Origin of the sequence: Clostridium gelidum, assembly GCF_019977655.1 — a bacterium.
In the GTDB taxonomy this organism is placed as follows: domain Bacteria; phylum Bacillota; class Clostridia; order Clostridiales; family Clostridiaceae; genus Clostridium; species Clostridium gelidum.
Genome location: NZ_AP024849.1, coordinates 5,923,445 through 5,950,374 on the forward strand (window position 1 = coordinate 5,923,445; position 26,930 = coordinate 5,950,374).

At 30.3% G+C, this 26,930-nt stretch carries 23 protein-coding genes, 1 pseudogene and 1 riboswitch; of the genes and pseudogenes, 10 read left to right on the forward strand and 14 right to left on the reverse strand.

The annotated features are described in order from the left end of the window. Positions 1-10 precede the first annotated feature (10 nt). From psyc5s11_RS27165 to psyc5s11_RS27180, 4 genes are all read right to left on the reverse strand, one after another. Complete coding sequence (locus psyc5s11_RS27165; protein ID WP_224035547.1) at positions 11-1,423, reverse strand: glycoside hydrolase family 1 protein; 1,413 nt, start codon at positions 1,421-1,423, stop codon at positions 11-13. Positions 1,424-1,654: 231 nt separating this feature from the next. Further along, positions 1,655-3,628, reverse strand: a complete 1,974-nt coding sequence (locus tag psyc5s11_RS27170; RefSeq protein ID WP_224035548.1) for a methyl-accepting chemotaxis protein — start codon at positions 3,626-3,628, stop codon at positions 1,655-1,657. A gap of 433 nt (positions 3,629-4,061) precedes the next feature. Next, positions 4,062-6,035 carry a methyl-accepting chemotaxis protein gene (locus psyc5s11_RS27175; protein WP_224035549.1) on the reverse strand — a complete coding sequence of 658 codons (1,974 nt, stop codon included), beginning with the start codon at positions 6,033-6,035 and terminating at the stop codon, positions 4,062-4,064. A 344-nt stretch (positions 6,036-6,379) separates the two neighbouring features. Then, on the reverse strand, positions 6,380-7,318 hold the full coding sequence (locus tag psyc5s11_RS27180) for a DUF4474 domain-containing protein (protein ID WP_224035550.1): 939 nt from the start codon (positions 7,316-7,318) through the stop codon (positions 6,380-6,382). Between the two features lie 173 nt (positions 7,319-7,491). Between psyc5s11_RS27180 and psyc5s11_RS27185 the strand changes: the two genes are divergently transcribed. After that, a complete protein-coding gene (locus psyc5s11_RS27185; RefSeq protein WP_224035551.1) occupies positions 7,492-7,704 on the forward strand; it encodes a hypothetical protein in 213 nt (70 codons plus the stop codon). 401 nt (positions 7,705-8,105) lie between these two features. On the opposite strand, the gene psyc5s11_RS27190 is transcribed toward psyc5s11_RS27185, so the two are convergent. The 3 genes from psyc5s11_RS27190 to psyc5s11_RS27200 all read right to left on the reverse strand — a co-directional run bounded on the left by psyc5s11_RS27190 (position 8,106) and on the right by psyc5s11_RS27200 (position 12,302). Then, positions 8,106-8,861 carry a DeoR/GlpR family DNA-binding transcription regulator gene (locus tag psyc5s11_RS27190; RefSeq protein ID WP_224035552.1) on the reverse strand — a complete coding sequence of 252 codons (756 nt, stop codon included), beginning with the start codon at positions 8,859-8,861 and terminating at the stop codon, positions 8,106-8,108. A 448-nt stretch (positions 8,862-9,309) separates the two neighbouring features. Continuing rightward, a complete protein-coding gene (locus psyc5s11_RS27195) occupies positions 9,310-9,828 on the reverse strand; it encodes a transaldolase family protein (protein WP_224035553.1) in 519 nt (172 codons plus the stop codon). A gap of 68 nt (positions 9,829-9,896) precedes the next feature. Beyond that, the gene (locus psyc5s11_RS27200; RefSeq protein WP_224035554.1) at positions 9,897-12,302 is read right to left on the reverse strand and encodes a glycyl radical protein; all 2,406 of its coding nucleotides are present in this window, start codon (positions 12,300-12,302) and stop codon (positions 9,897-9,899) included. 337 nt (positions 12,303-12,639) lie between these two features. On the opposite strand from psyc5s11_RS27200, the gene psyc5s11_RS27205 reads away from it, so the two are divergent. Next, positions 12,640-13,542 (forward strand): glycyl-radical enzyme activating protein, encoded by a 903-nt coding sequence (locus psyc5s11_RS27205; RefSeq protein WP_224035555.1) that lies wholly within the window; start codon positions 12,640-12,642, stop codon positions 13,540-13,542. 108 nt (positions 13,543-13,650) lie between these two features. On the opposite strand, the gene serC is transcribed toward psyc5s11_RS27205, so the two are convergent. Beyond that, positions 13,651-14,733, reverse strand: coding sequence for a 3-phosphoserine/phosphohydroxythreonine transaminase (gene serC, locus psyc5s11_RS27210; protein WP_224035556.1), 1,083 nt, complete (start codon positions 14,731-14,733; stop codon positions 13,651-13,653). Between the two features lie 232 nt (positions 14,734-14,965). Next, on the reverse strand, positions 14,966-15,964 hold the full coding sequence (gene add, locus psyc5s11_RS27215) for an adenosine deaminase (RefSeq protein WP_224035557.1): 999 nt from the start codon (positions 15,962-15,964) through the stop codon (positions 14,966-14,968). A gap of 74 nt (positions 15,965-16,038) precedes the next feature. After that, positions 16,039-16,138: riboswitch (purine riboswitch) on the reverse strand. A gap of 241 nt (positions 16,139-16,379) precedes the next feature. On the opposite strand from add, the gene bioB reads away from it, so the two are divergent. Together bioB and psyc5s11_RS27225 are read left to right on the forward strand one after the other, a co-directional pair. Continuing rightward, a complete protein-coding gene (gene bioB / locus psyc5s11_RS27220) occupies positions 16,380-17,336 on the forward strand; it encodes a biotin synthase BioB (RefSeq protein WP_224035558.1) in 957 nt (318 codons plus the stop codon). A 14-nt stretch (positions 17,337-17,350) separates the two neighbouring features. Continuing rightward, positions 17,351-17,899 (forward strand): biotin transporter BioY, encoded by a 549-nt coding sequence (locus psyc5s11_RS27225; RefSeq protein ID WP_224035559.1) that lies wholly within the window; start codon positions 17,351-17,353, stop codon positions 17,897-17,899. Positions 17,900-18,036: 137 nt separating this feature from the next. On the opposite strand, the gene psyc5s11_RS27230 is transcribed toward psyc5s11_RS27225, so the two are convergent. The 3 genes from psyc5s11_RS27230 to psyc5s11_RS27240 form a co-directional block, all read right to left on the reverse strand. Next, positions 18,037-18,678 carry an HAD family hydrolase gene (locus psyc5s11_RS27230; protein WP_224035560.1) on the reverse strand — a complete coding sequence of 214 codons (642 nt, stop codon included), beginning with the start codon at positions 18,676-18,678 and terminating at the stop codon, positions 18,037-18,039. Beyond that, complete coding sequence (locus tag psyc5s11_RS27235; protein WP_224035561.1) at positions 18,671-19,279, reverse strand: sugar O-acetyltransferase; 609 nt, start codon at positions 19,277-19,279, stop codon at positions 18,671-18,673. The genes psyc5s11_RS27230 and psyc5s11_RS27235 overlap by 8 nt, the downstream gene beginning before the upstream one ends. 81 nt (positions 19,280-19,360) lie before the next feature. Beyond that, entirely contained in the window at positions 19,361-20,071 is a 711-nt protein-coding gene (locus psyc5s11_RS27240; protein WP_224035562.1) for a MurR/RpiR family transcriptional regulator, read from the reverse strand. Positions 20,072-20,409: 338 nt separating this feature from the next. On the opposite strand from psyc5s11_RS27240, the gene psyc5s11_RS27245 reads away from it, so the two are divergent. The 4 genes from psyc5s11_RS27245 to psyc5s11_RS27260 are packed head-to-tail and all read left to right on the forward strand — an operon-like array spanning position 20,410 to position 23,441. Further along, on the forward strand, positions 20,410-21,279 hold the full coding sequence (locus psyc5s11_RS27245; RefSeq protein WP_224035563.1) for an AraC family transcriptional regulator: 870 nt from the start codon (positions 20,410-20,412) through the stop codon (positions 21,277-21,279). After that, entirely contained in the window at positions 21,280-21,738 is a 459-nt protein-coding gene (locus psyc5s11_RS27250) for a GyrI-like domain-containing protein (RefSeq protein ID WP_224035564.1), read from the forward strand. It abuts the gene before it with no gap. Position 21,739: 1 nt separating this feature from the next. Then, complete coding sequence (locus psyc5s11_RS27255) at positions 21,740-22,681, forward strand: ABC transporter ATP-binding protein (RefSeq protein WP_224035565.1); 942 nt, start codon at positions 21,740-21,742, stop codon at positions 22,679-22,681. Positions 22,682-22,685: 4 nt separating this feature from the next. Next, on the forward strand, positions 22,686-23,441 hold the full coding sequence (locus tag psyc5s11_RS27260) for an ABC transporter permease (RefSeq protein ID WP_224035566.1): 756 nt from the start codon (positions 22,686-22,688) through the stop codon (positions 23,439-23,441). A 77-nt stretch (positions 23,442-23,518) separates the two neighbouring features. Here psyc5s11_RS27260 and psyc5s11_RS27265 read toward each other — a convergent pair whose 3' ends face one another. Beyond that, positions 23,519-24,325 (reverse strand): hypothetical protein, encoded by an 807-nt coding sequence (locus psyc5s11_RS27265; protein WP_224035567.1) that lies wholly within the window; start codon positions 24,323-24,325, stop codon positions 23,519-23,521. A 178-nt stretch (positions 24,326-24,503) separates the two neighbouring features. On the opposite strand from psyc5s11_RS27265, the pseudogene psyc5s11_RS28160 reads away from it, so the two are divergent. Further along, positions 24,504-24,739 (forward strand): annotated as a pseudogene (locus tag psyc5s11_RS28160) (epoxyqueuosine reductase); the annotation flags it as partial. A gap of 11 nt (positions 24,740-24,750) precedes the next feature. Here the strand turns inward: psyc5s11_RS28160 and psyc5s11_RS27270 are convergent. Continuing rightward, positions 24,751-25,527: an SDR family NAD(P)-dependent oxidoreductase gene (locus psyc5s11_RS27270; RefSeq protein ID WP_224035568.1), complete on the reverse strand. Its 777-nt coding sequence runs from the start codon at positions 25,525-25,527 to the stop codon at positions 24,751-24,753. Positions 25,528-25,672: 145 nt separating this feature from the next. Here psyc5s11_RS27270 and psyc5s11_RS27275 point away from each other — a divergent pair, with 145 nt between their 5' ends. Then, positions 25,673-26,680 carry an AraC family transcriptional regulator gene (locus psyc5s11_RS27275; protein WP_224035569.1) on the forward strand — a complete coding sequence of 336 codons (1,008 nt, stop codon included), beginning with the start codon at positions 25,673-25,675 and terminating at the stop codon, positions 26,678-26,680. The last annotated feature ends 250 nt before the right edge of the window (positions 26,681-26,930 follow it).

Sequence of the window (26,930 nt, forward strand, 5' to 3'; positions counted from 1 at the left end):
AATGTTCTTATTATACTAAGCTTTCCCCATTAGTTGCAATTACTTCTTTATACCAGTTAAAGCTTTTTTTCTTATATCTTTCTAAAGTTCCACTTCCATCATCATTACGATCTACATAAATAAAACCATAGCGTTTTCTAAGTTCAGCAGTTGATGCACTAACAAGATCAATACATCCCCATGTAGTATAACCCATAACATCTACTCCATCCTCTATTGCTTCACCCACTTGAACTAAATGATCATTTAAATACTTAATTCTATAGTCATCAATTACAGTTTTATTACCATTCTCATCTATTATTAATTCATCTTTTGCACCCAATCCATTTTCAACAATGAATAAAGGCTTTTGATAACGATCATATAAAAGATTAAGCATATAACGTAATCCTTGAGGATCTATTTGCCATCCCCAATCTGAAGCTTCAAGATATGGATTAGGAACACCTGAAATAATGTTGCCTGCTCCACCTTTTTTCTTTTCTTCATCTGCTGTTGCACAAGAACTCATGTAATAACTAAATGAAATGAAGTCCACTGTATTCTTAAGAACTTCTTCATCACCAGGTTCCATATTAATATTTATATTATTTTCTTTAAAATATCTATCCATATACTTAGGATATGATCCTCTTACGTGAACATCTGCAAAATACAAGTTTTCTCTATCTTGCTTCATTGCTTCAAGCACATCACTTGGATGAGACGTTAATGGATAATTAGGAACACCAAGAATCATACAACCTATCTTTGCATTTGGCATAATTTCATGACCAATTTTAACAGCTGTAGCACTTGCTACTAATTCATTATGGATTGCTTGATATAAATCTTGTTTTGATAACTTTTCCTTATCAGTAAAAATACCACCACTCATATAAGGTGCATGTAATACTGAATTTATTTCATTAAATGTAAGCCAATATTTTACCTTATCTTTATATCTATTAAAAATTACTCTTACATAATTTTCAAAGAATCCTACTAGCTTACGATTTACCCACCCATCGTAATTTTTAGAAAGAGCAAGTGGTGTTTCATAATGTGAGATTGTAACAAGTGGCTCTATTCCATATTTTAAACATTCATCAAATAAATCATCATAGAATTGTAAGCCTTTCTCATTTGGTTCCTTATCATCACCATTTGGGAATATTCTAGACCATGCGATAGATGTTCTAAATGTCTTAAATCCCATTTCTGCAAATAACTTAACATCTTCTTTATATCTGTGATAAAAATCAATACCTATTAATTTCATGTTATCTTCTGTTGGTTCTTCTGTAATTGGTCCCATAATACCTCTTGGTGCAATGTCTTGTGTTGACAACCCTTTACCATCCTCATTATATGCGCCTTCACATTGGTTAGCAGCTACTGCGCCTCCCCATAAAAATCCATTCGGAAAATTCTTTACCATTTATATTTCTCCTTTCATTTTTAAATATATTGTATAGCATTTTTTATTAATAAAAAAACCTAAGCAACTTAAATGAATATTCATCCGTAGTAACTTAGGTATCGCCTGCTTAACCAGTAACAATCCAAATATTTAATATTTTATCTCTTTTGATAAGGTTATCATAGCACTATTATTATGTCAATAAAAAGAGAATTCTGATCTAACGGAATTCCCTTTTTAAGATATATATTATACTCTAAACTTTTTAGTATAAGTTTTTAATTCTTCTGCCAATGTATTTAATTTTTCAACTTCTCTCACAATATTTTCACTATAAGTTGTTTGCTCTTCTGTAGATGCTGTTACTTCTTCGGTACTTGCCGCTGTTTCTTCAGATACAGCTAAAATTCTTTCCATATCTTGTTGAATATTTTCTCCTGCATCTTTTACACCTTCAGCAGACTTTGAAATTTCTTGGATTTCATTTGTTATAACATCTACTACTTCTAAAATGTTTTTAAAGATTTTAGAAGTATTTTGTACTGCTTCATTTTGCTGACTTATAGCCTCTGTTGCGTATTTTACACTATCTACAGCTGTATTAGTAGTATCTTTAATATCCTTAATAATTATTTGGATTTTTCCAATAGATTCTTGTGATTCTTCAGCAAGTTTTCTAACTTCATCAGCAACAACGGAGAAACCTCTTCCTTGTTCTCCAGCTCTTGCAGCTTCTATAGCTGCATTTAATGCTAATAAATTAGTTTGTTCTGCTACACTTTCAATAACTTCGATAATTTGTCCAATCTGAATAGTTTTATTATTTAATGCAAAAACAGCCTCAGATACTTGTCCAACTGCGTTAGTACTTTCCTCCATCTTTGTATCTTGTGTCTTCACAATTTCTACACCATTCTTAACTAATTGTTCCGCTTTAGAAGAAGAATCAAATGATCTAGTACTATTGGCAGCAATTTCATCAATCGCTTGAATAATTCTGTTAATTGACCCAAATGTATTTTCAACACTCTTAGCTTGTTCGTCACTTCCCAATGCTAATTGACTAGTAGCTTCAGCAATTTGACTAGCTACAATCTCTGCTTGCTTAGAAGCATCTAATACATCCTTTGAAGATGTTGTTACCTCCTCTGATGCTGATGTAATTTGTTGAACTAATATTTTTAAACTTTCTCTCATCTCTATAAATGAATCAGATAATTCTCCTATCTCATCGCCTGTGTTAATTTTGAAGTCATAAGATAGATTACCTTGAGCTAATTGTTTAGCTGCTTCTTTTAAAACCAATAATGGTTTTATCATACTCTTAGATAAAATAACTCCTATTATAATAGTAACCACTAAAATTACCACTGCTATGCTAACCATCTTTATTTGAGTTTTAGAAATAGAAGAAAAAGCATCATCATAAGTTTGTCTGACTACAATTGGCCAACCAGTACTAGGAACCACTGTATAACTACCAAAAGTCTTTTCACCGTTATACTCATATGCTTCTGCACCAGACTCTCCAGTTAAAGCTTTTTTAACAACTTCTACATCTGAAACATTGCTTCGTTCTTCAACCATTTTAGTATCAGGATGTGCTAAAATTTGCCCCTTTGAATCAGTTATAAAAGCATAACCTGTTTCTCCAAGAGTAATTTTACTTCTCATTTCTTCTATTATAGATAAATCTAAAGTTCCTCCTAAGATTCCTTGAAATTCACCTTGAGCACCAAAAATAGGAACAGCAATAACGACTGCTGGCTTTCCTGTTGCCTTTGAAATTAAAACATCACTAATAATTGTTTTTTTCTGTGAATTTACTGCCTTAAAATAGTCACGATCAGAATTATTATCAAATTGGTTTTTACCATCTGATCTAGCCACTTGTTGTCCTGTAATATCTGTTGCAAAGATAAGTGCAAAATCTGAATGTTTCTTATTAATTTCTTGTAAAAGAGACTTTTGATCTTGATTATTATATAATCTTACGTCATTAGCAGATGCTATACCCTCCAATACAGAAGTATGTTCAGTTATGAACCCATCTATTTGCTGACTTAATCCTATTGATAATTCTTTTGTAGTATACATTAGGTTATCATTAATTGTAGAGACCTGAGCATTTGTAGACAATACCCCTATTACTGATACTGATAATATAACCAGTACTATAAGCAAAGAAATTATTTTTGTTCCTAATTTTAAATTTTTAAACATGTATGTCCTCCTTGTATAATTTTTGTATATACTCCGGATAATTTCATAATGTATTTTAAGATCATATTTTATCATAATTCAATTAATCAACATAACGAGCACCATCTTATTCGACATTTTCTCACATTGCTGCAGGAGATATATACAGTTTTATAATAATTCCCATACTTTTTTATCGAATATTGTTGTTTGTTCTAAATACCCATTAGAGAATTTATTTATTTTTATTTCATTTTTTATCTAATTGTAGTATTGAAAAAAATATTTCCTATAGTCAACTGAATATAATCTTTAATATAATTTTATTATATTAAAGATTATATTTAAGACACTTATAATTTTTTGTATCATTTATTAAAATTGTCTAGGAATAAATGATTATAGTACAAAAAAGAGGGTCCATTATAATTAAATGAATCCTCTTTTTTATATATTATAACCTAAATTTTCTTGTATAAGTTTTTAACTCTTCTGCCAATGTATTTAATTTTTCAACTTCGCTCACAATATTTTCACTATAAGTTGTTTGCTCTTCTGTAGAAGCTGTTACCTCTTCTGTACTTGCAGCTGTTTCTTCAGATACAGCTAAAATTCTTTCCATATCTTGTTGAATATTTTCGCCTGCATCTTTTACCCCATCAGCAGACTTTGAAATTTCTTGTATTTCACTTGTAATCACGTCTACTACTTCTAAAATACTTTTGAAAATATTAGAAGTATTTTTTACTGCTTCGTTTTGCTGACTTATTGCATCTGTAGCGTATTTTACACTATCTACAGCTGTATTTGTTGTATCTTTAATATCCTTAATAATTGTTTGAATTTTTCCAATGGACTCTTGTGATTCTTCAGCAAGTTTTTTAACTTCATCAGCAACAACTGCAAAACCTCTTCCTTGTTCTCCAGCTCTTGCAGCTTCTATAGCTGCATTCAATGCTAATAAATTAGTTTGTTCTGCCACACTTTCAATAACTTCTATAATCTGTCCAATCTGAATAGTTTTATTATTTAATGCAAAAATAACTTCAGATACTTGTCCAACTGCATTGGTACTTTCCTCCATCTTTGTATCTTGTGTCTTTACAATTTCTACACCATTCTTAACTAATTGTTCGGCTTTAGAGGAAGAGTCAAAGGATTTAACACTATTTGCAGCAATTTCATCAATGGATTGAACAATTTTATTAATTGATCCAAATGTATTTTCAACACTTTTAGCTTGTTCATCACTTCCTAATGCTAATTGACTAGTAGCTTCAGCAATTTGACTAGCTACAATTTCTGCTTGTTTAGAAGCATCTAATACATCCTTTGAAGATATGGTTACATTATCTGATGCTGAGGAAATTTGTTTAACCAAAGTTTTTAAACTTTCTCTCATCTCTATAAATGAATCAGATAATTCTCCTATTTCATCACCTGTGTTAACCTTGAAATCATAAGCTAAATTACCTTGTGCTAATTGTTTAGCTGCTTCTTTTAAAACTAGTAGTGGTTTAATCATACTTTTAGATAATATAACTCCTATTATAATAGTAACAATTAAAATTACTACTGCTATACTAACCATCTTTATTTGAGTTTTAGAAACAGAAGAAAATGCATCATCATAAGTTTGTCTAACTATAACTGCCCAACCAGTTGTTGGAACCACTGTATAACTAGCAAAAGTCTTTTCACCGTTATACTCATATGCTTCTGCACCAACTTCACCAGCTAAAGCTTTTTTTACAACAGGTATATCTGAAACATTTGTTCTTTCTTCAACCATGGTTGCATCAGAATGTGCTAAAATTTCTCCTTTTGAATCAGTTATAAAAGCATAACCTGTTTCTCCAAGAGTAATTTTACTTCTCATTTCTTCTATTATAGATAAATCCAAGGTTGCACCTAAAATCCCTTGGAATTCACCTTGAATATTAAAAATAGGCACAGCAATAACTACTGCTGGCTTTCCTGTTGTCTTTGAAATTAAAACATCACTAACCACTGTTTTTTTATTTGTAGATACTACCTTAAAATAATCTCGATCAGACATATCATCAAACTGATTTTTATCATCAGATCTAGCCACTTGTTGCCCTTTAATATCTGTCACAAATATTATTGCAAAATCTGAATGCTTCTTATTAATTTCTTTTAGAAGTGCTTTTTGATCTTGATTATTGTATAATCGTAAATCACTAGAAGATGCTATGCCCTCTAATACAGAAGTATGTTCAGTTATAAATCCATTTATTTCTTGACTCAATCCTATTGATAATTCCTTTGTAGTATAAATTAGATTGTCATTAATTACAGATACTTGGGAATTTGTCGATACTATTCCTATCACTGACACAGATAATATAACAAGTACTATAAGCAACGAAATTATTTTCGTTCCTAACTTTAAATTCTTAAACATATTATGTCCCCCTTTTAATAGTTGGAATATATCTTTAAACCATTTCATTAATATATTTATAAGATGATATTTCATCTTAATCAAAATACTTTATAAAGATTCATGTACTTTTTTATCGAATGTTGTTATGAAAACTTGATACCGTTTTCCAAATTATCTTTAAATTAAATTTATTTTTGTAATTATTATAAGTATTAACATAAAAAATTAAGCTTTCCAATTAAATCTAGAGGTTTAAATACAAATAGCTTTCAATATATTTCCAATCATTAAATTTTTATATAAAGATACTTTTTTAATAATTATAAAGGCAGGAACTTACTTCCTGCCAAAATGAAATTAATTTAAATATCTTCAGGATTTTTCATGCTTCTCAAATAACTTCTTAGTTTTGCTTTATCCATTATTTCTTCATATATCTCAGGGGCTAGTTTTTGAATTGCATTTATTTTATCGGTAACATTATCATATACTTTAGCAACATCATTATATCTATCACATAATATCTTATTTTTCATTTGTATGATCCTATCAGTTTCTGGTGTTCGTGTTATTGGCTGCTTTGTATATGGTTTGCCAAAAATTAAATCTACATTAACCCCATTTACTTCAAAGGTTCCCTCTATTTCCAATTCCTTTTCCTTCTCTAAATATCCTACTGCTTCTAATGCTTCTACAAATATCTTACACATAATATCATCTTTTAAAGTAATATTTAACTTCATGGTTAATTCTGATGGTTCTGAATACTCACCAAGTTTAAAACCTGCTAACCACCAGTGTTCAGCATCTCTTTTAAAAAGTTTTTTACCATTCTTGTACAAAGTAAAAGACATTGTTAATCGATCTTCATTACTTGCACAATTATAGAACATATATTTATACATTCCTGGAATGCTTAGAATTGGCTCTTCTGTTGTATACACTCCTACCTCACAACCAGTGTTCAAATCATACTGGCCTTTCCACAATTCAATAAGCCACAATTTTCCTCCATATTCAAAATAAATTGGTTCGCAATCTACAATCATTCCAAAGGGTGCAGATCCTTCATCATACAACCGACTATATCCCATATTTCTTTGCCATGGATTCATATTACAATAAAAAATATCTTGTTCCGAATCATAACCATAGCCAGCAATTTCAATTGTTCTATCTATTGCCTCAATACCTGTTACTTTATCTATCGGCTTATTACCATTAACTTTATTTAGCATTCCCCTTCCTATACTTTTTATTATTCGGATTCCAGCAAGCATAATTATTAAAGCTCCAGACATAAATACTCACCCCAAATAAATTATTTCTCTATATAATATTCTCTGTATAATCATTATGTTAAAAAATATTAATAGATTTGATTGTATCTTTTAGTTTATAATTAAAAGTATAAACTTGCTAAAAGACTTAATTAAAATAAATTTACATTAAGAATATTTAAGGAGGAGTATATATGCCAAAATACAAAGTATGCAAACACACATGTAATTATGATGAATTAGTTAAAGCTCTAAATGATAATCATATTGAATTTAAAACAAAGGATTGTATTAAAAATTGTTCAAAGTGCCGCTCCAAAGTATTAATAAAAAAAGATGATGATTATATATCAGCAAAAACAGTTGAAAAATTAATCTCCAAGTTAAATTTAGATACGAATGAATAAAATTACTCAAATTGAAATCATACTATCACTAAACCTGTTATAATTGTTTTTTTATCAGCATCCATTTAAGCTAGTATAATAGAAACATTAATAAAATGTATAACATAATATTTTCCATATTTTTTCTTTTGACCTTTGTGTACTAAGCAAGTCAATTTATATGCCTTTTCCCAACATAATATATTGGGTATATTTAAGAATTTATTTATCCTTTACATAGTCCATAAATGATATTCCCATCTGCTCTTAGAATATCATTGAAAAATGATATGTTGTAAAACTAACAAAAGTAGATAATTTTGTTTTCACGCAAAATTATCTACTTTTGAAATATATATAGTAACTTCTGTATATTGGAACGCTAATATTCATTCTTACTAGTCTCTTTTATTTTATATAACTTAATCTACTGAAACTGTTTGTATATTAACATTATGTTTTAATAATATCTCCTTAGTTTCTGTTGGGATATTATCATCTGTTAATACATAGTTAACTTCATCCGCTTTAAATTGTACTACAACACCTTGCTTTGAAAACTTAGAAGATTCAGTAAGAATTATTACATTATTAGCACTTTCCGCCATTGCCTTCACTGTTTCTGTTCTCATGTGATTTGTACCAGTAAACCCACCCTTTATTGTAAATCCATCTGTACCAACAAATAGTTTATCAACAAAAAAATCTTTTGCACATTTTCTAGTAATAGGTCCTACTAAAACTTGAGATTCTGGTTGATAATCTCCACCTAGTAACACAACATTTACAAATGGAGCTTCTCTTATATATGATGCTATAAATGCTGAATTAGTAATAATAGTAACATCCTTTTTGTTATGTGCAATTTCATACGCAAGTAATGCGCAACAAGATCCTGATTCAATCATTACAGTTTCTCCATTTGAAACTAATTCCGCAGCCTGCTTTGCAATCTTTCGCTTAATATCATAATTGAAAGATAATCTATTATTTATATCATCACTAGAATTTATTACTGCATATCCATGTTCACGCCTTAAAAGACCTTTTTCTTCCAAAGTACTTAAATCCTTACGTATTGTAACCTGTGATACACTTAAAGCTTCTGATAACTTAGCAACTTCAATACGTTTATTATCATTTACTAATTGTAAAAGTTTTGTCTGTCTACTTATCATTTTTCATCATCCTTATCAAAAATCAATAGTATGTAAAAAGTATAACATATATAATTTTTACATACAAACATTATACATTTCAAATGAAATCTAACTACTTTCTCTTATAATCTAATTATATTTATATAATACACAAAACTAAATTTAAATTTCATTCAAAATTATTTCCCTTTTGATTTTATATTTTAGTTTATCATAAAAAGTCCCTCAAGAATTCACATAAAATTTTGAGGGACTTTTGCTATTAACTCTGTATAATACGTAATTAGGCACATGAAAATAAATAACAAGTCCAAAGTTGCCATGAATATTTTTTATCAGGCAAGGAGACGAATTGACCTCATAGCGAGCCTATTAGGTCAATTTACCGACGCAGCATGATGGAAAATATGCTGGCAAGTGGACTTGTTATTTTTTTGATTGTGCCTTATACCTTTATTGAATATTATTATACTAAATCAACGATAGAAACATCTCCATATATAGTTTTCCAATCAGTTGTAAAATCATCAACTGCTTTTTGAATTGCTGGCATTTTTAATGCATCTAATAAGATTTCAGGTGCCATTGTTGCAGTTTGTGCTCCAAAAGCAAACGAATCATTTACTTGACCTATATTTTTAAAACTTGCTGCAAGTATTTTGGTTGGATAGTTATATTTTTCAATTATATCTGCAAAAGTTTTTATAACTAGACGCGGATCAATACTCATATTTTCCATACGGTTAAAATATGGTGCTATAAAATCTGCCCCTGCTTCTATAGCTAATAATCCTTGTGCAACAACTTGAATATGAAGAGTTTTATCGCTTCCTATTATTTCACGAATTTTTCTAAAATGATTAAAGAAATCAATTTTTCCTTCTTTCTTTATTATACTTGGATTACTTGTAACACCAGTTATCGGAAAAATTTTAATACCTTCCTCAATTGCTTCAATATTAGCTGTATCAAACATATATTCCATTTTATTTCTCTCCTTATTATATATATTTTAGTTTTCCCAATGGAAATTTCACTTGGGGAACTCTTTTTCTATAAAACTTGTTCTGTTCTTTCAATTATATCGTCTTGAGTTTGCTTTGATAATACATTAAAGAAAGCACTATATCCTGCAACTCTAACAATTAAGTCTCTGTAATCTTCTGGATGCTTTTGTGCATCAAGTAAGGTATCTCTTGATACTACATTATATTGTACATGGAAACCTTCTAAACGATTAAAGAAAGTTCTGATTAATGAAATTAACTTTTCTCTATCACTTTCTTTAGATAACATTTGAGGTGTAACTTTTTGATTCAATAATACTCCACCAGTAATATCATGTGTTGGTAATTTTGAAACTGATTTAAATACTGCTGTAGGACCATTTTTATCCATTGCATGAGATGGTGAACACCCTTCTGCTAAAGGCTCTCCTGCTTTTCTTCCATCTGGAGTTGCTATAGTTCCAGCTCCTTGTGGTACATTAGCTGAAATTGAAGATGTTCCTGCATAATAACATCCCCCAATTGGCCCTCTACCATATCTAGTATTTTTGTATTTCTTCATTTCATCAATATAGATGTCATACGCATCTTTTAATAATAAATCTATATAGTCATCATCATTTCCATATTTAGGTGCATCATTAATTAATATATCTTGAATCTTTTTACCTTCTTCTCCTTCAAAATTATTAATTAAAGTATCCCATAATTGTGCTGGAGTAATACTCTCATCTTCAAAAACACATTTTTTAATTGCTGCAAGAGAATCTCCAAGGTTAGCAATCCCTCCTTGAACGTCACTTATAAAGTCATATACGGCTCCACCTTCTTTTAAGTTTAAGCCTCTTTCAATACAATCGTCAGTTAAAGCTGAACATAGTACATCTGCTGTAAGTTCTTCTATTGCCAAGTCTGCACAACTATCCATAATTACACTCTGTCTTGTAAATTCACGGATAATCTTATCCCAAGCTTTCATAACTTCATCAAAGGTCGTCATATCTTTAAAATGTCCTATTCCTTCACAAAGCTTAGTTCCTGATTGAATATCAACTCCATTATTTAATGCAATTAATAAAGATTTAGGAAAGTTCAAGAAACTCATACCAGTACATCTATAACCCCATTTCCCAGGAACAGCAACTTCAACGCATCCAATTGCGCTATAATTATATGCATCTTTTTCATCTACACCTTTTTCTATAAATGATGGGATTATAACTTCATCACTATTAAATGCTGGCATACCAAATCCTAATCTTACTACTTCAATACATTCCTTCATAAAATCGTCAGATAATCCTTTGTGATAACGTACTGTCAAGTTAGGTTGTGGTAATTTTGTTTGTGCAACACTCTTTAAAATTAAATAAGTTAATGGATTTACTGCATCCTTCTTATCAACAGTTTGCCCACCTACTGTAACATTTTGATATAATGGACTACCTGCACTAAAACGTGTATGTGACCAGCTTCTTATTTTATTTATAGTAAATGTCTTAAGCCATAGATTCGTTAGTATTTCAGTAACACCCTCTTCAGTAATCTTTCCAATTTCTAAATCTTTTTCATAAAAAGAATTTAAATATTGATCCATTCTCCCATAAGAAAGTGAATGTCCGTTTGATTCAATTTGCAGCACTAAGTGAATTATCCACATTGATTGTACTGCTTCTTGGAAAGTTTCTGCTGGATAATATGGAACTTTATTTAATATTCTTGAAATTTCTAATAATTCTGCTCTTCTAGAAGCATTAGATTCTTTTTCTGATAATTCTAATGCTAAATCTGCATAACGTTTTGCAAAAGCTACGACTGCATCAAGTACAATTAAAATTGCTCTATAAAAATATGATTTGTTTAAATTTCTATAATCAGTAAGATCTAATTCTTTTAATTTCTTTTCTGTTCTTTCTTTATAGTTAATTAATCCAAACTTTAATACAGTTTCATAATTTACTGCTATATGAGCATCCCCTGAAGTAATATTACCTTCTGCTCTTATGATACCTAAATCATAAAAAATCTTACTTTGAGTAGGCATTCCTGCAAGTCCTCTATCTTTCAATGTTTTGTGTTCCCAAAATGGTGCAATTTTCCTTAAATATTCTTTACTTTCTTCAGTGATATAAAATATATCACCATCACGTTTTTCAAATTCATCCAGTTCATCTATAACCCAATCCATTGCATATTCAGGAAAAATAGGTGCTGAACGATTTGATGAAGCTTGATTCCCTACAATTAGAGTTTCGTCTTCAATAAAAATGCTCATATTTTTCAAGATATTTTCTAAACATAATGCTCTACGTAATACCATCGGTTTATCAGCATGTTCCCTGTAGCTTTCAGTAGTATACTTAGCTCTTTCTACACACACCATAGGCTTTGCATTTAATAATTCCTCACGAAAATTGTTCATTCTGTCAGTAAGATTTCCAAAATAATTCATAACTATTCCTCCTATATATAATTTGGGATACAAGCATTTTCAAGTTTCAAATGAAACCAAACTTCTTTCTCTTATAATTTGATTATATTACTATTTTGTTTAAAGTCAAGGTTTTAATTTCATTTGAAATTGCTTTTCTCTTTGAATATAAGTATTTTTATTGCAAAAGATTATTTTTGTGTTATTATTAAAATATAGAATGAACTTAAAAATTACATTCACTAAAATATTTTTTTTCAATTAAGAGTGTAATTATTCTCTTAATTAAAGTTCTTACGTATAAAATGTAACTAAAATATATATGAATTTTATATAAATAAATAAGGAGGTCTTTTTTATGCACGATATGAAAGCATGCATTTTTAATATTCAAAAATATAGTATACATGATGGTCCTGGAATTAGAACTGTAGTTTTTTTTAAAGGCTGTCCACTTCAATGTTCATGGTGCTCTAACCCTGAATCACAAAATAGTAATGTTCAAATTACTTGGGACAAATCAAAATGCATAAAATGTTTGCATTGTTTAGACACTTGTCATTATGATTCAATTTATTTAAAAGAAGAACATATTACAATAGATCCTCATTCATGTACTTCTTGCTTTGAATGTATAAAAAGTTGTCCAAAACAAGCACTTACTATCGAAGGAAAATATTATACTATATCTGAAGTTTTAAAAGAAGTTTTAAAAGATGAATTATTTTACGAAGAATCAGGTGGTGGTGTAACTTTATCTGGTGGTGAAGTATTACAACAACATGTTTTCGCTATTGAACTTCTAAAACAACTAAAAGAAAAAAATATCCATATAGCTTGCGAAACCACAGGTTATGCTTCTAATAAAATTTTCAAGGAATTTATTGAAAATGTAGATTTGTTATTATTCGATATGAAACATTATGATAGAGAAAAACACTTCAAAGGAACTAAAGTATACAATGATAAGATAATTGCAAATCTCGCAACTGCTATTTTTAAAGGCAAAGATGTTATTATAAGAATTCCTGTAATCCCCAATTTCAACAATAGCTTAGAAGATGCACAAGGATTTTGTGATTTACTAAAAACAATTGGTGCAAAAAAAGTTAATTTATTACCATTTCATCAATTTGGACAAAAAAAATATGAGCTAATAAATAAGAAATATGACCTTCAAAATGTTACTCAATTACATGAAGAAGACTTAATAGATTATAGACAAGTATTTATTGAAAATGGATTAGATTGTACATTCTAGTTTAGCATTAAAAGACTTCACTAAATTTGTATATAATAAAAGAACTCCTTGTCCAAACAATTTGGATAAGGAGTTCTTTCTAATATTTATATTTTCTTACACTTTTTATTATTTATTTTCTGCTTCGAATTTCTTCATAAATTCTACTAAAGCTTTAACACCTTCTATTGGCATAGCATTGTATATACTTGCTCTCATACCGCCAACAGATCTGTGTCCCTTTAAGTTTTCGAATCCAGCTGCCTTAGATTCCTTTACAAACTTAGCATCTAATTCATCTGAACCAGTTACAAATGGTACATTCATTAAAGAACGATCCTTCTTTACAACTGTTCCTTTAAACATGCTGCTTGAATCAAGGTAGTTATATAATATAGAAGCTTTTTCTTCATTAATCTTCTTCATTGCTTCTAGTCCACCTAAGTTTTTAACCCAATTAAATACTTTTCCACATATGTATATTCCATATGCTGGTGGTGTATTATATAATGAATTGTTATCTGCATGAATTTTATATTTTAACATAGTTGGAGTTCCTGGTAACACGTTATCTGTAATTAAATCTTCACGAATTATTACTACAACCATTCCTGCAGGTCCTATATTCTTTTGAACTCCAGCAAAAATTAATCCATACTTAGTTACATCAACTGGTTCTGATAAAATGTCTGATGACATATCAGCTACCAATATTTTATCTCCAACGTTTGGTAATTCGTTGAACTTAGTTCCATAAATTGTATTGTTGTGACATATATAAACATAGTCAGCATCATCACTGATCTTTATATCTTTCATATCTGGTATATATGTGAAAGTTTTATCTTCTGAAGAAGCTAAAATATTAACTTTTCCATATATTTTTGCTTCTGATGCTGCTTTTTTCGCCCATTGCCCTGTGATAATATGATCTACAACTTTGTTTTTCATTAAATTCATTGGAATCATTGCAAATTGTTGTGATGCCCCACCTTGAAGGAATAATACCTTGTAATTGTCTGGAATATTCATTAATTCTCTTAATGTTTTTTCAGCGTCCCCAATAATTCCCTCAAATGATTTGGAACGATGACTCATTTCCATTACTGACATACCAGTACCATTGTAATCTAACATTTCTTCTGCTGCTTCTTTAAGCACCTCTTCTGGTAATACAGCAGGACCTGCTGAAAAATTATATACTCTTGACATAAAAAATAGCCCCCTTAAATTTTGTTTTTATTTCTATAATATTATAACACAATTTAAATATCAATGAATAAATTATGTATAAATTTATTTTTACTTAAACTTATATAATATCCCTTTATTTTGTATTATGTATAATTTTATTTGAAATTATAAAATTTAATTTGCTCTTCCCCCTATAATGCAATTCATTCAAGGCAAGAAATAATGTTTTACCTAGCTGAGAAATATGAAATTAAAATTTCATATACTTTTTTAATTTCTGTTTTGTGCATAAATCAGCAAAACATGCTTCAACACTATTATAGTAAATTTGTTTATAATCTTCATAAGTAATATTAAATTCCTCAAACAATATATTACATTCCTGAGTCATATTTGTATCTGATACCGTTCTATTGTCAGTATTCACGGTTACTCTTATTCCATCCTTGTAAAAATCATATATTGGATGTTCATTAAAACTATTCACTGCTTTTGTTTGTACATTACTTGTTGGACACATCTCAAGAGTAACTTTTCTTTCCTTAACAATATTATATGCTTCAATGCAATCCTTTATAAATACTCCATGACCAATTCTTTCTGCACCTAAAAGTTCAACTGCTTCTAATACATTTTTACCTATTCCCGTTTCACCAGCATGAATCGTTACTCGGTATCCATACTGTCTAGCTAATGCTATAGGTTCTATGAATTTTTTGCAAAAACCGTCCTCTTCAGATGCACATAAATCTATTCCAACAACTCCTCTTCCAAGGAATTGCCTACCTTTTTCTACTACCTCAAAAACTCTATCTACAGGCATAATTCTCATACATGACAATATTAAGTTGCCTTTTATATCATATTTCTCCTCTGCATCCTTAATACCATCTATTACACTTTGTATTATTTCTTCTACAGCTAGCCCTTGTGCAGTATGTAGTAAAGGAGCAAATCGTACCTCCATATATTTCACATTTTCTTGTGATGCATCCTCAAAAAGCTCGAAAGTAATTCTTCTTAGGCTCTCTTTTGACTGCATTACTAAATTAGGTATTGTAAATGTCTTCAAATATTCATCAAGAGATTTACACTCTAATGGAGCCGTAATCTCTCTTTTAATCTCATCCTTATCAAAAGAAGGAATATCGATACCCTCCTTCTTTGCTATATCAATTATTGTCTGTGGTCTAAGGCTGCCATCTATATGGCAGTGAAGTTCAATTTTAGGTAAATTCACCAAGTTCATATTCTCCTCCTAATTTATATATATTATTAAATTGCAAAATGATAAAAAAAAATTCCTGATTACAAAGAAAATGCACAGAATTGCATCTTCTTCGTAATCAAGAATTATTGGTTCCTGGTAGAGACCTCCAAACCATATTATTGGAGTTATACGAGACTTTAATTTCATCAATTTGATAATAGTATAATAATTTTCATTTTTAATGTCAAGTATTGTTCTTTAATATGATTGACAGTTTTTAGTCATGGATATAAACATAAGCATCTGCCTCTAAAGTGCGATATTCTAATTTTCTCACCTCTTTTTTTACATTTCTATTGTGAACTTAACTACAAATACAGGTTGACAATGTGTAATATACATTATATACTAAATTAAAGTTTATTCTGATAATCTTACATGGAGGTAAACTACTATGAAAGAACTAACTGAAGAAATTATAACCGGAAAGCGTTTGACAAGAAATGATAATTTAGAATTTTTATTAACTACAAAATTAGAAGAACTTTGCGCTGGAGCCAATAAAATTCGTGAAAAATTATGTGGACAAAAAGTAGACCTTTGTACAATTATTAATGGACGCAGCGGAAGATGTAGTGAAAATTGTAAATTCTGTGCTCAGTCTGCTCACCATAATACTGGAATTGAAGAATATGCTTTTTTAGATCCAGATGTAATTTTAGAAGATTGTAAAAAAAATGAATCAAATGGCGTACATCGCTACTCTATTGTTACCGCTGGAAGATCATTAACTGGTACTGATTTTGATAAAGCAATAGAAGCCTATAAAAAAATGCATGAGGAATGTAAGGTTAACTTGTGTGCATCACATGGTTTTTTGACCGAAGAAGAATTTATACGCTTAAAGGAAGCTGGAGTTACAATGTATCATGAAAATATTGAAACTTCTAAAAGAAACTTTCATAATATTTGCACTACACATTCATATGAAGACAAAATTAAAGAAATTAAACTTGCTCAAAAGGTAGGACTTAATGTTTGTTCAGGTGGAATTATAGGAATGGGTGAAACATGGGAAGATAGAATTGATATGGCTATTAGTTTATCAGAACTTGGAGTTGTATCAATACCAATCAATGTATTAATGCCAATAAAAGGTACTCCATTTGGCAATTTAGAAAGAATATGTCATGAGGACATTTTAAGAACAATAGCAATTTTTCGTATCTTAAATCCAACTGCTTATATTCGCATGGCAGCTGGCAGAAACTATTTTGTAGATGGAGGCACGAAAATCTTTCTTTCTGGTGCCAATGCAACAATTACTGGCGATATGTTAACCACTGTAGGAAATAATACTAAGCAAGATAAGATTATGCTTACAAAACTTGGTTTTGATATTCAAAAATAGAAGGAGAATAAATTATGGAAAAAACAAAAAGAATTAATACTCGTCAATTAACGTTGGTGGGAGTTATAGCAGCGGTTATTTGTATATTAGGACCCCTATCACTACCAATTGGAATAGTTCCAATTTCATTAACTAATCTTGCAATTTATTTTGCAGTATATGCACTTGGAGGAAAAAGAGGGACACTTAGTTATATAGTTTATCTTTTCATAGGCCTTGTAGGACTACCTGTATTTTCAGGGTTTTCTGGAGGATTCCCTAAATTATTCGGCCCAACAGGTGGATATTTAATTGGATTTATTTTCATGGCATTTATTAGCGGTATTTTTATCGATAAATTTTCAAGCAAAATTTATATGTGTTTCTTAGGGATGGTACTCGGTACAATCGTAACATATATATTTGGAAGCGCATGGCTAGCATATGAAGCACATATTGGATTCAATAAAGCGTTAGCAGTTGGTGTACTTCCATTTATTCCAGGAGATATAGTAAAAATGCTAATTGCATCATTGATTGGGCCTCAAATTAGAAAGAGGCTTATAAGTTCTGGATTATACTAACAAATGGGAAAACGGCTGAAATCGTACTATGATTTCAGCCATTTTACTATTCTTTATAAGTATTTTTTATTATCACTCATACATAAAATTAAACTTAAAATCAATACCTTACAATACTTATGGCTTATGGCACTTACTTATGATAGTTTTGATTCTAAAAATATCTTTAAACTATAAATATTGTTAAATATATAAGTCATATTAATTTTTTTTAGTTCTTCCAAGTCAACACTATCTGACCATGCTGCTGATAGACAGGTTACACCAATCTCTCTACAAGATGATACATCTGAAAGTGCATCACCTACATAATAAAACTCATCATTCTTAACAGAGTATTTTTTTAGCAGCTTTAAAATAGATTCTTCTTTATTAAGATGTATTTCATCTCCTACCATTATGTCACTAAAGTAATTTTCCATACCTAACTTATTTAAAGAGATATCACAGCTTTTTTGTCCTTTTCCGGTAATCAATGCTACAATAATATTTTTCTCTTTCAAGTACTTAATTAAATCACATATCTGTGGAAAAGGTTCAGTGCAGCTATTATGCATTTTCTCATAATAAAAATAGAAATCTTGAAGAGCTAACTTCCAATTGTCTTTTACAACTGCTTTAACCATTCCTATCTCATTAAGACCAAATGTCTGAAGAATCTCAGATTTTGTGAGCTCATGTCCTGCATAAGGTGATATGGCTTTTTTGAATGCTTTAATACACATAGGAATTGAGTCAGCTATTGTTCCGTCAAAATCAAATGCCACCATTTTAATCATGTTTGCAAGCTCCATTAATTTTTCGAATTACTCTACATGGATTTCCAACTGCTACTGAGTTTTCAGGAATATCCTTTGTTACAACACTACCTGCTCCTATAACAGTACCATTTCCAATATTTACTCCAGGCAAAATAATGACGCCACCTCCAATCCAACATCCATCACCTATAGTAACAGGAAGTGCATAGGTACGACAAAAATATTCTCCACTTTCTTGATTCCAATTTGGTGTTAATCGTTCTTCCAGCTCTATGGGATGAGTTGCTGTATAAATTTGTACATTAGATGCAATTAGGACATTATTGCCTATAGTGATTTTGTTACAATCTACAAAAATACAATTCATATTAACTGATACATTGTTACCCAAATAAATATTGCATCCATAATCACAGATAAATGGAGAGCCGACTGATACATTAGTACCTATACTACCAAAGAGGTGCTCTAAAACTTCTCTTTTTTCTGACTTATGGTCATAAGGAAGACTGTTATATTTTGTAAGTAATGTTTTTGCTATCTTTTTATATCCTAAAAAAATTTCATCGTGACACTTATAATTTTCTCCTGCCATACATTTTTCTAGTTCTGTTTTCATATTTTACTCCTTTCTAAGTTCTGTTTATAAATAGTATAAAAAACATCTTGTTACATAACTAGTAACAAGATGTTTCAAAATTCATATTCTTCTTGACAATGCTTCTATGAGAAATAATGCTGGCACCTGCGTGGTAGCATTGTATCCACCATTAACTTCATGTATATTCATATTGTAAGAAATGTTCCAGTCTGATATTTGGGCAATAGTACAATTAGATTGATTTGTTATGCTCAAAATATTAGATTTATTAATTTTGAACTGATTTATTAAATTTATAACCCCTTTTGTTTCTCCTGAAACTGAGAGTGCAATTACCACTGTATTCTTCATATCTTTTGTAATTGGATAAAGCGTATCTTCTAATCCTATTGAAAACTTCCCCAAATTAGAGAAATATCTTGCTGCATATTTGGCGAGTGCTCCAGATGAACCAGAACCTATAAATATAAGCGTTTCCGCTTTTCTAATGAAATTGGCACCTTCCTCTATTTTCTGCTCAAAGGAATTGGTGTTTGTTTTATTAAAGTAATTTAATATCTCAGTCACATCACTTTGTGGTGGCATTTCCTGAATTTTACATACATATTTCTTAAGCTTTTCTTTGAATTCATTATATCCGTCGCAGTCTAATTTATTGCAGAATCTAAGGATTGTTGATGTAGATACCTTAATCGCATCAGCCAATTCTCGAATTGTCATATAAGGAACTTTTTCTCCATTACCTACAATAAACTTATATATCTTAATTTCAGTTTCATTAAATTTTTCAATATTATTATATGAAAACATTGTAGCCTCCAATAAATTTCTATTTATTCGTGAGATGTATAACTAATCTGACATTTATCTTCTCTGTATCTCCAGTTTGCAATTTAATTATTTATTATAATAATCATTTACCATTTATAGTATATCATGATAATTTAGCTCTAACAATTTCCATTTAATTATTCTAGCACCTCAAGCTACTATATTATAATATTTTTTCTTGGAATAGAAAACGTATTATAGGTTCTTTTTTTTAATCAAAAACACTCCTATAAATAGTTTACAAAATTGGGCATCAAAAGAGAGGATATATAATTTATATTGTGCTAAACTTTAGCATAAAGAGGGATGTGATAGAAGTGGAATGGCTGAAAAAGATAAGTCAGGCAATTGTTTATATAGAAAGAAATTTAACTGATGATATTTCTTACGATGAAGCTGCGAAAATTGCTTGCTGCTCAACATATTATTTCCAACGTATGTTTTCTTATATTGCTGGTATCCCCTTATCTGAATATATACGACGTAGACGTATGACATCTGCAGCCTTTGATTTACAGACAAGTGATATTAAAGTGATGGATATAGGTTTAAAATATGGTTATAAATCCCCAACAGCTTTTAATCGTGCATTTCAAAGTGTTCATGGTGTGTCTCCAACTGTTGCTCGAGTACAAGGCACCTTATTAAACTCTTACCCACCAATCAGTTTTTCAATTTTAGTCACTGGAGGCGAGAATATGAGTTATAGAATTGAAACAAAAGAAGCAATAAGAATTGTTGGAGCTAAGATTTCATTACAAGAGGATATGGAACAAAACCAAAAAATTGTTCCTATATTTTGGGATAGGATGCTTGGAAGTACGTTATTTTCTGATATTTGTGAACTGACAAACAAAGATTCATGCAACATTCTTGGTGTCACAGCCTATACAAATCCGCAAAATATTTATTATTACATTGCAGCATCAACAGATAAGCCTGTACCCAATGGCATGGTTGAATTTGATATACCTGCTGCCACATGGGTGATCTTTGAATGTAACGGCCACTTTAAGGAATCAGTACAGACAATATTCAAGAGGTTTCTTACAGAATGGCTTCCCTTTTCAGGATATGAATATGCGCAACTTCCTGATATAGAAGTTTATCCTGTCAACACTAATGACTCAAAAGGCGGTCATGCGGAAGTCTGGATTGCAATTAAAAAAGAGAGAAGTGAAGAATAAATGAATTATGAAATTGAAATTAGAGATATTGAACCTATCAGGGTGGCTTTTATAAAATATAAAGGCATTGCTACTCAAGCAAATAAAGTATTTCCCAATGTGTTTAAATCTATTCGTGGCAAATCAAACGGCGCACCATTTTTCTGTTATTATGCGATGGATCAGCAAACGAATATAGGTGAAATGGAATTATGTGTTCCCACTGCTGAAACACCAAATGGAAATGGTATTACAGCAAAAAATGTGCCACGAATAAAGGCTCTTTGCGTTACTCATGTTGGTCCTTATGAAACTATTGGGCACGCATACGAAGCAATTGACTGTTATTCACGGGAAAATAACCTGACCTTACACCCTCCATTTCGTGAAGTTTACATCAAAGGACCAGGAATGGTCTTAAAAGGCAATCCCAATAAATATATTACAGAAATCCTGTTCCCAATTAAAGAGGAGGAATAGAATGTCAGCAATTGTAATTGATAAATTAGTTAAAGAGTATAAAAATGGTTTCAGAGCCTTGGATGGTTTAAGTTTGAAAGTAAACTCCAGCGAAATTTTTTCCTTGCTAGGGCCAAATGGTGCAGGAAAATCGTCTCTTATAAATATATTAACAACACTTTACAAACCTACATCTGGAAATGTAACCATGTTAGGTAAAGATTTATGCAAGGATCCTGGTTGGGTCCGTACACAAATTGCCTGTGTTGCACAAAATGTTTCTATTGATGAGCATCTATCTCTTATGGAAAATATGATATTTCAAAGCAGACTTTACAAGGTGGACAGTGATATAGCTAAAAAAAGGATTAACACCCTAATTGACAGCTTTGGATTGTCACAATATTTGAAATATCCTGTTGCTTCCTACTCTGGAGGAGTAAAACGCCGATTGGATATTGCAATGAATATGATATCCATGCCTAAGGTACTTTTTTTAGACGAACCAACTGTTGGTATGGACATTACATCCCGAAGAGCCATGTGGGAAGTCATGCAAAAAATTCGAGATGATTTTAAAACAACTATTTTTCTAACCACGCATTATCTTGAAGAAGCTGATGAACTTAGTGATACCATTTGTATTATGAAAGAGGGCTGTGAATTAGCACAGGGAACACCAAGAAGTCTTAGGCAATATACTAAACAAAATATACTCCGCATAGGTTTTTCTGATATAGAAAAAGCCAAAAATTGTGCAGCGATAATTGCTAAAACACACATACTACCATCAATGACTATACGCGAATGTTCAATTTTTGCCGATACTGAAGATAATCAAAGAACTTTTCAAAATGTTAACAAATGGCTTCTAGAAAAAGATATTTATTTTAAGTCTATAGAAATTGTTCAGCCTAGCCTTGAAGATATATTCTTGAAGTTAACTGGCAGTGAAGGGAGATAACTAAATGGATACAATCAATATTTTATGGCGCAGTATGAAGTGGCGCTTTCAAAACCCTATTTCAATCTTACTTACCATTATACAACCACTCATTTGGCTGGTTTTATATAGCGCAATCGCAGGTGAGTCTATGCAAAACATGTCCGGTGGCAACTATACAGCCTTTATTCTCCCAGGGATAATGGTGCTTGTTACACTTTCTTGTTGCAGCAGTGGCGGCTATCTCAATTTTATAGCAAAGTCTAAAGGCAGTTTCTACAGGATATTAATAGCACCTGTAAAAAGACACTCCATTGTTCTTGGACAAATGTTAGATTCAGTTTTGCTTTCATTTATTGAAATAGCTATTATGTTTATATTGTCTTTATTCTTGTCTGTACGTATTGCATCAGGATTTACTGGATTGTTTCTGATGCTGCCACTTATTTTCCTTGCAGCATTTTTTATGTCAGGTCTCTCATATGCTATTAGTCTATGTCTCCCAAATGAAGTAATTTATGAAACAATCATGAATCTCATTGTACTATCTATATTCTTTACTAGCACAGCATTATTTCCCATGGAAAGTATATGTGGAATCTTAAAAATTGCAGTAATGATAAATCCTTTCACTCATATTATAAACTGCCTGCGGAGTTTGATTTTGGGAACTTCTATTGATTGGCAAAACTTATTACTTGTGACAATCGTATTTATCTGTCTTTCCTTAGGCAGTTTTATATTAGCACTTTGGAAGCTGAAAAAAGAAACTGTTATATAATAAAGTGCTCTAAGTGGAGTGATTATTCCACTTAGAGCACTTTTGTTATTCAAATATGTGTTTACGTTAATTAAATTTTATTTAGCACTAGCAAGAGCAGTTTCTATAGCTGTTTGTTGATCTGAAGTTATAGTTCCTGCTGTAACTAACTCTGCAAGTTTATTGGTGAACATATTTTTATGATCTCCATCCTTATTTTTACCTTGTGGAGTAAGAGCTGTTTCTAGAGCTGTTTCTTGAGTTGATGTTATAGTTCCTGCTGTAACTAAATCTGCAAGAGCAGTTTTAAAATCACCTTTAGCACTAGTAAGAGCAGTTGTTATAGCTGTTTGCTCATCTGAAGTTATAGTTCCTGCTGTAACTAACTCTGCAAGTTTATTGGTGAACATATTTTTATGATCTCCATCCTTGTTTCTACCTTGTGGAATAAGAGCCGTTTCTATAGCAGTCTCTTGAGTTGAAGTTATAGTTCCTGTTGTAACTAAATCTGCAAGAACAGTTTTGAAGTCACCTTTAGCACTAGTAAAAGCAGTTGTTATAGCTGTTTGTTCATCTGAAGTTATAGTTCCTGCTGTAACTAACTCCGCAAGTTTATTTGTGAACATATTTTTATGATCCCCATCCTTATTTTTACCTTGTGGAGTAAGCGCTGTTTCTATAGCTGTTTCTTGAGTTGATGTTATAGTTCCTTCTGTAACTAAATTAGCAATAACCGTTTTAAACTTATCTTTGTGTTCTCCACCCTTAAAGCTAAATTTTGAACTTTTTGAATTGTTCGTTGCATCTGTTGTGCCAGCTGCAAATACTGCAGTTGCAGATGTAATCATCATACTTCCCATAAGAATTCCTGCAAGAACTTTACTTTTAATACTTTTGTTTTTCATAATAACGCTTCCTTTTCAATTTTATTTTTTATTACCAATCTCATGTATTAATAAATTTATAAATTAATTGTATAAGAATACTTTGACAGTTGTGTTTCAAAAATCCATCATATTATATTGTCTGCCAAATCATCCTCTATTAATAATATAACTTAGAAACCTTAACACTAGCTGAATCTTATATAAAAAGAATGGAAGCTGCGGTATATGTGTAAAGCATTATCCATCAAGTGCTTTGAGCCTAGATGGATATAATAGACAGAAATATTATTTGGCACTCAGAAAAAATGCAGAACTCTATACGGAATTTGGAAGCTCCTACATCCATGAATCTAGAAAGCTACCAAATAGTGTGGTCAGTGAAGTATGTGAAAATGCGTAGTAAATGCACCATGTACATTTTTTTATCTTTAATAAATCACTAACTATTTCTTCATCATATTCATTCCAATTTTTATGACCATACTTCTTGGAATAAATCTGACAGATTGAGCAAGGAGTTTATTGGAAAGACCTGTAATAACCAGGGATTTACCTTTCATTAAAGCTTTATAACCTATTTCAGCCACCTTACTTGGCTCCAATAACTTTCCTCTAAAGATTTTTATGTCTTCAATCTTTGCCCGCTTTGCAAAATTTGTTTTTGTAGCTCCTGGGCAAAGAGTTGTAATACTTACTCCTGTACCTTTCAATTCTTCGCCCATTGCTTCTGAAAGATATAAAACAAATGATTTTGAAGCACAATAAGCTGCATTTAACGGACAAGGTTGAAAAGCACCTGTAGATGCAAGATTAAGTATTTTTCCATTACCTCTTTTAACCATTCCATCAACAAATAATCTAGTTAATTTTGTAATTACAAACATGTTCACATTCACCAAATTTAAAATATCATCTATATTTGTATCATGAAACTTACCATATACCTGTATTCCAGCATTATTAACTAAAATATCCACTTGTATAGAATTTTGCACAGTATATTCAAATATTTCATCAGGAGATGAACTCTTTGATAAATCCTTTGCAATAGCATAGATTTGTATTTTAGTATTTTCTCTATGAATTATATTTTTTGCTTTTTCAAGGTTTTGCTCATTTTGAGAAACTATAACTAAATTATAATTATTTCTAGCAAATAATTTTGAAAGTTCTAACCCAATTCCACTTGATGCACCTGTAATTAATACGGTCTTATTCATATAATTTCATCCCCTTTGTAATTTTTATGTTAATATATTTATATAACATTTAACTGTTATTACAAATGATGGTTTACGCAAAATAATTGACATAAAACGCAAATAGAAATAATATTTTAACAAATAAATTTTAGGCGGTATTCATATGCAATTTATTAGGTCAATTTCAGCAACAAAAATTTCATCCTTTTTAAATAATCTTTATGGTTATGAGATTAGCATAGAAGAAGTTATCAAGCATGCTGGTGTAAATCCTTTAATTTTATCATCACCAGATAATAGATTGTCAGGATTTGAAGCACAAAAAATCATAGAAGCTACTATAATATTAACTAGCGATGATAATCTAGGCCTTCATCAAGGAGAACATTTATCAAAGGGATTTTCTAATATTTTAGGATATGTGCTCATGAATTGTTCTACCCTAAAGGAGTGTTGGACAAAATATTGTAGATATGAAAAAATTATTGATAGTACAAGTATCTCTGATTTTAAAATTATAGATAATTACGCTGTATTAAGTAATATAACTTTAGATAAATCATTAGAAAATAACAGACAATTTTCAGAATTTAAAATTTCTGGACTGCTTTCATATATTAAATTATTGTCCAATGAAAATCTTCAATTACATGAAGTTCATTTTACTCATTCTAAACCAAGTAACACTTCTGAATATGAAAGAATATTTCAATGTAAAATATCTTTTGAAAAATCAGCAAATGCTTTAATATTTGACAGTGAGCTATTAAATATTTCTGTAATTGAACCAAATGAAAAATTATTACTTTTGTTTGAGAAAAATGCTGAAGAAGTTCTTGAATTATTTAATGATAATACATATGCCAATATGGTTACTGAAATACTGTTAGAAGAAATTAAAAAATGTAATTTACCTTCAATTAAAAATGTTGCAAAAAAACTATTACTAAGTGTACGAAGCTTGCAACTATATTTACACAAAGAAGATACATCTTATATTAAGTTAGTCAAAAAAACACGTAAGAATATCGCTGAAAAATATCTTAATGATAGAAATATATCAATAGACGAAATTACATATGTCCTTGGCTTTTCAGAAACCAGTGCTTTTCATAGAGCCTTCAAGAATTGGACAGGTGTAACTCCTACTCAATTCAGGAAACTGAACTAAGCATTAAACTTTAAGTTTAACGACTCTATATACAATTTTGGTAAAGTTCGCATTTACTTATGATATTTTTCACCGTAACGGGTATAACGTAGACCTTTAGTTATCTATTGTTAATCAATTGTATCATCTATTTAGCAAGAGGATAAATTAATAAAAATATGTAAAAAGTACTAATAAGAATGACGGATAAATTAGGGTGAAAAGATAGTTTTAAGTAGAATGGTTATATAATATGTGGTAATATATAAAA

Coding starts and splice junctions, on each gene's coding strand:
- psyc5s11_RS27165 (WP_224035547.1), bottom strand. CDS start 1,423: ATGGTAAAGAATTTTCCGAATGGATTTTTATGGGGAGGCGCAGTAGCT.
- psyc5s11_RS27170 (WP_224035548.1), bottom strand. CDS start 3,628: ATGTTTAAAAATTTAAAATTAGGAACAAAAATAATTTCTTTGCTTATA.
- psyc5s11_RS27175 (WP_224035549.1), bottom strand. CDS start 6,035: ATGTTTAAGAATTTAAAGTTAGGAACGAAAATAATTTCGTTGCTTATA.
- psyc5s11_RS27180 (WP_224035550.1), bottom strand. CDS start 7,318: ATGTCTGGAGCTTTAATAATTATGCTTGCTGGAATCCGAATAATAAAA.
- psyc5s11_RS27185 (WP_224035551.1), top strand. CDS start 7,492: ATGCCAAAATACAAAGTATGCAAACACACATGTAATTATGATGAATTA.
- psyc5s11_RS27190 (WP_224035552.1), bottom strand. CDS start 8,861: ATGATAAGTAGACAGACAAAACTTTTACAATTAGTAAATGATAATAAA.
- psyc5s11_RS27195 (WP_224035553.1), bottom strand. CDS start 9,828: ATGGAATATATGTTTGATACAGCTAATATTGAAGCAATTGAGGAAGGT.
- psyc5s11_RS27200 (WP_224035554.1), bottom strand. CDS start 12,302: ATGAATTATTTTGGAAATCTTACTGACAGAATGAACAATTTTCGTGAG.
- psyc5s11_RS27205 (WP_224035555.1), top strand. CDS start 12,640: ATGCACGATATGAAAGCATGCATTTTTAATATTCAAAAATATAGTATA.
- serC (WP_224035556.1), bottom strand. CDS start 14,733: ATGTCAAGAGTATATAATTTTTCAGCAGGTCCTGCTGTATTACCAGAA.
- add (WP_224035557.1), bottom strand. CDS start 15,964: ATGAACTTGGTGAATTTACCTAAAATTGAACTTCACTGCCATATAGAT.
- bioB (WP_224035558.1), top strand. CDS start 16,380: ATGAAAGAACTAACTGAAGAAATTATAACCGGAAAGCGTTTGACAAGA.
- psyc5s11_RS27225 (WP_224035559.1), top strand. CDS start 17,351: ATGGAAAAAACAAAAAGAATTAATACTCGTCAATTAACGTTGGTGGGA.
- psyc5s11_RS27230 (WP_224035560.1), bottom strand. CDS start 18,678: ATGATTAAAATGGTGGCATTTGATTTTGACGGAACAATAGCTGACTCA.
- psyc5s11_RS27235 (WP_224035561.1), bottom strand. CDS start 19,279: ATGAAAACAGAACTAGAAAAATGTATGGCAGGAGAAAATTATAAGTGT.
- psyc5s11_RS27240 (WP_224035562.1), bottom strand. CDS start 20,071: ATGTTTTCATATAATAATATTGAAAAATTTAATGAAACTGAAATTAAG.
- psyc5s11_RS27250 (WP_224035564.1), top strand. CDS start 21,280: ATGAATTATGAAATTGAAATTAGAGATATTGAACCTATCAGGGTGGCT.
- psyc5s11_RS27255 (WP_224035565.1), top strand. CDS start 21,740: ATGTCAGCAATTGTAATTGATAAATTAGTTAAAGAGTATAAAAATGGT.
- psyc5s11_RS27260 (WP_224035566.1), top strand. CDS start 22,686: ATGGATACAATCAATATTTTATGGCGCAGTATGAAGTGGCGCTTTCAA.
- psyc5s11_RS27265 (WP_224035567.1), bottom strand. CDS start 24,325: ATGAAAAACAAAAGTATTAAAAGTAAAGTTCTTGCAGGAATTCTTATG.
- psyc5s11_RS27270 (WP_224035568.1), bottom strand. CDS start 25,527: ATGAATAAGACCGTATTAATTACAGGTGCATCAAGTGGAATTGGGTTA.
- psyc5s11_RS27275 (WP_224035569.1), top strand. CDS start 25,673: ATGCAATTTATTAGGTCAATTTCAGCAACAAAAATTTCATCCTTTTTA.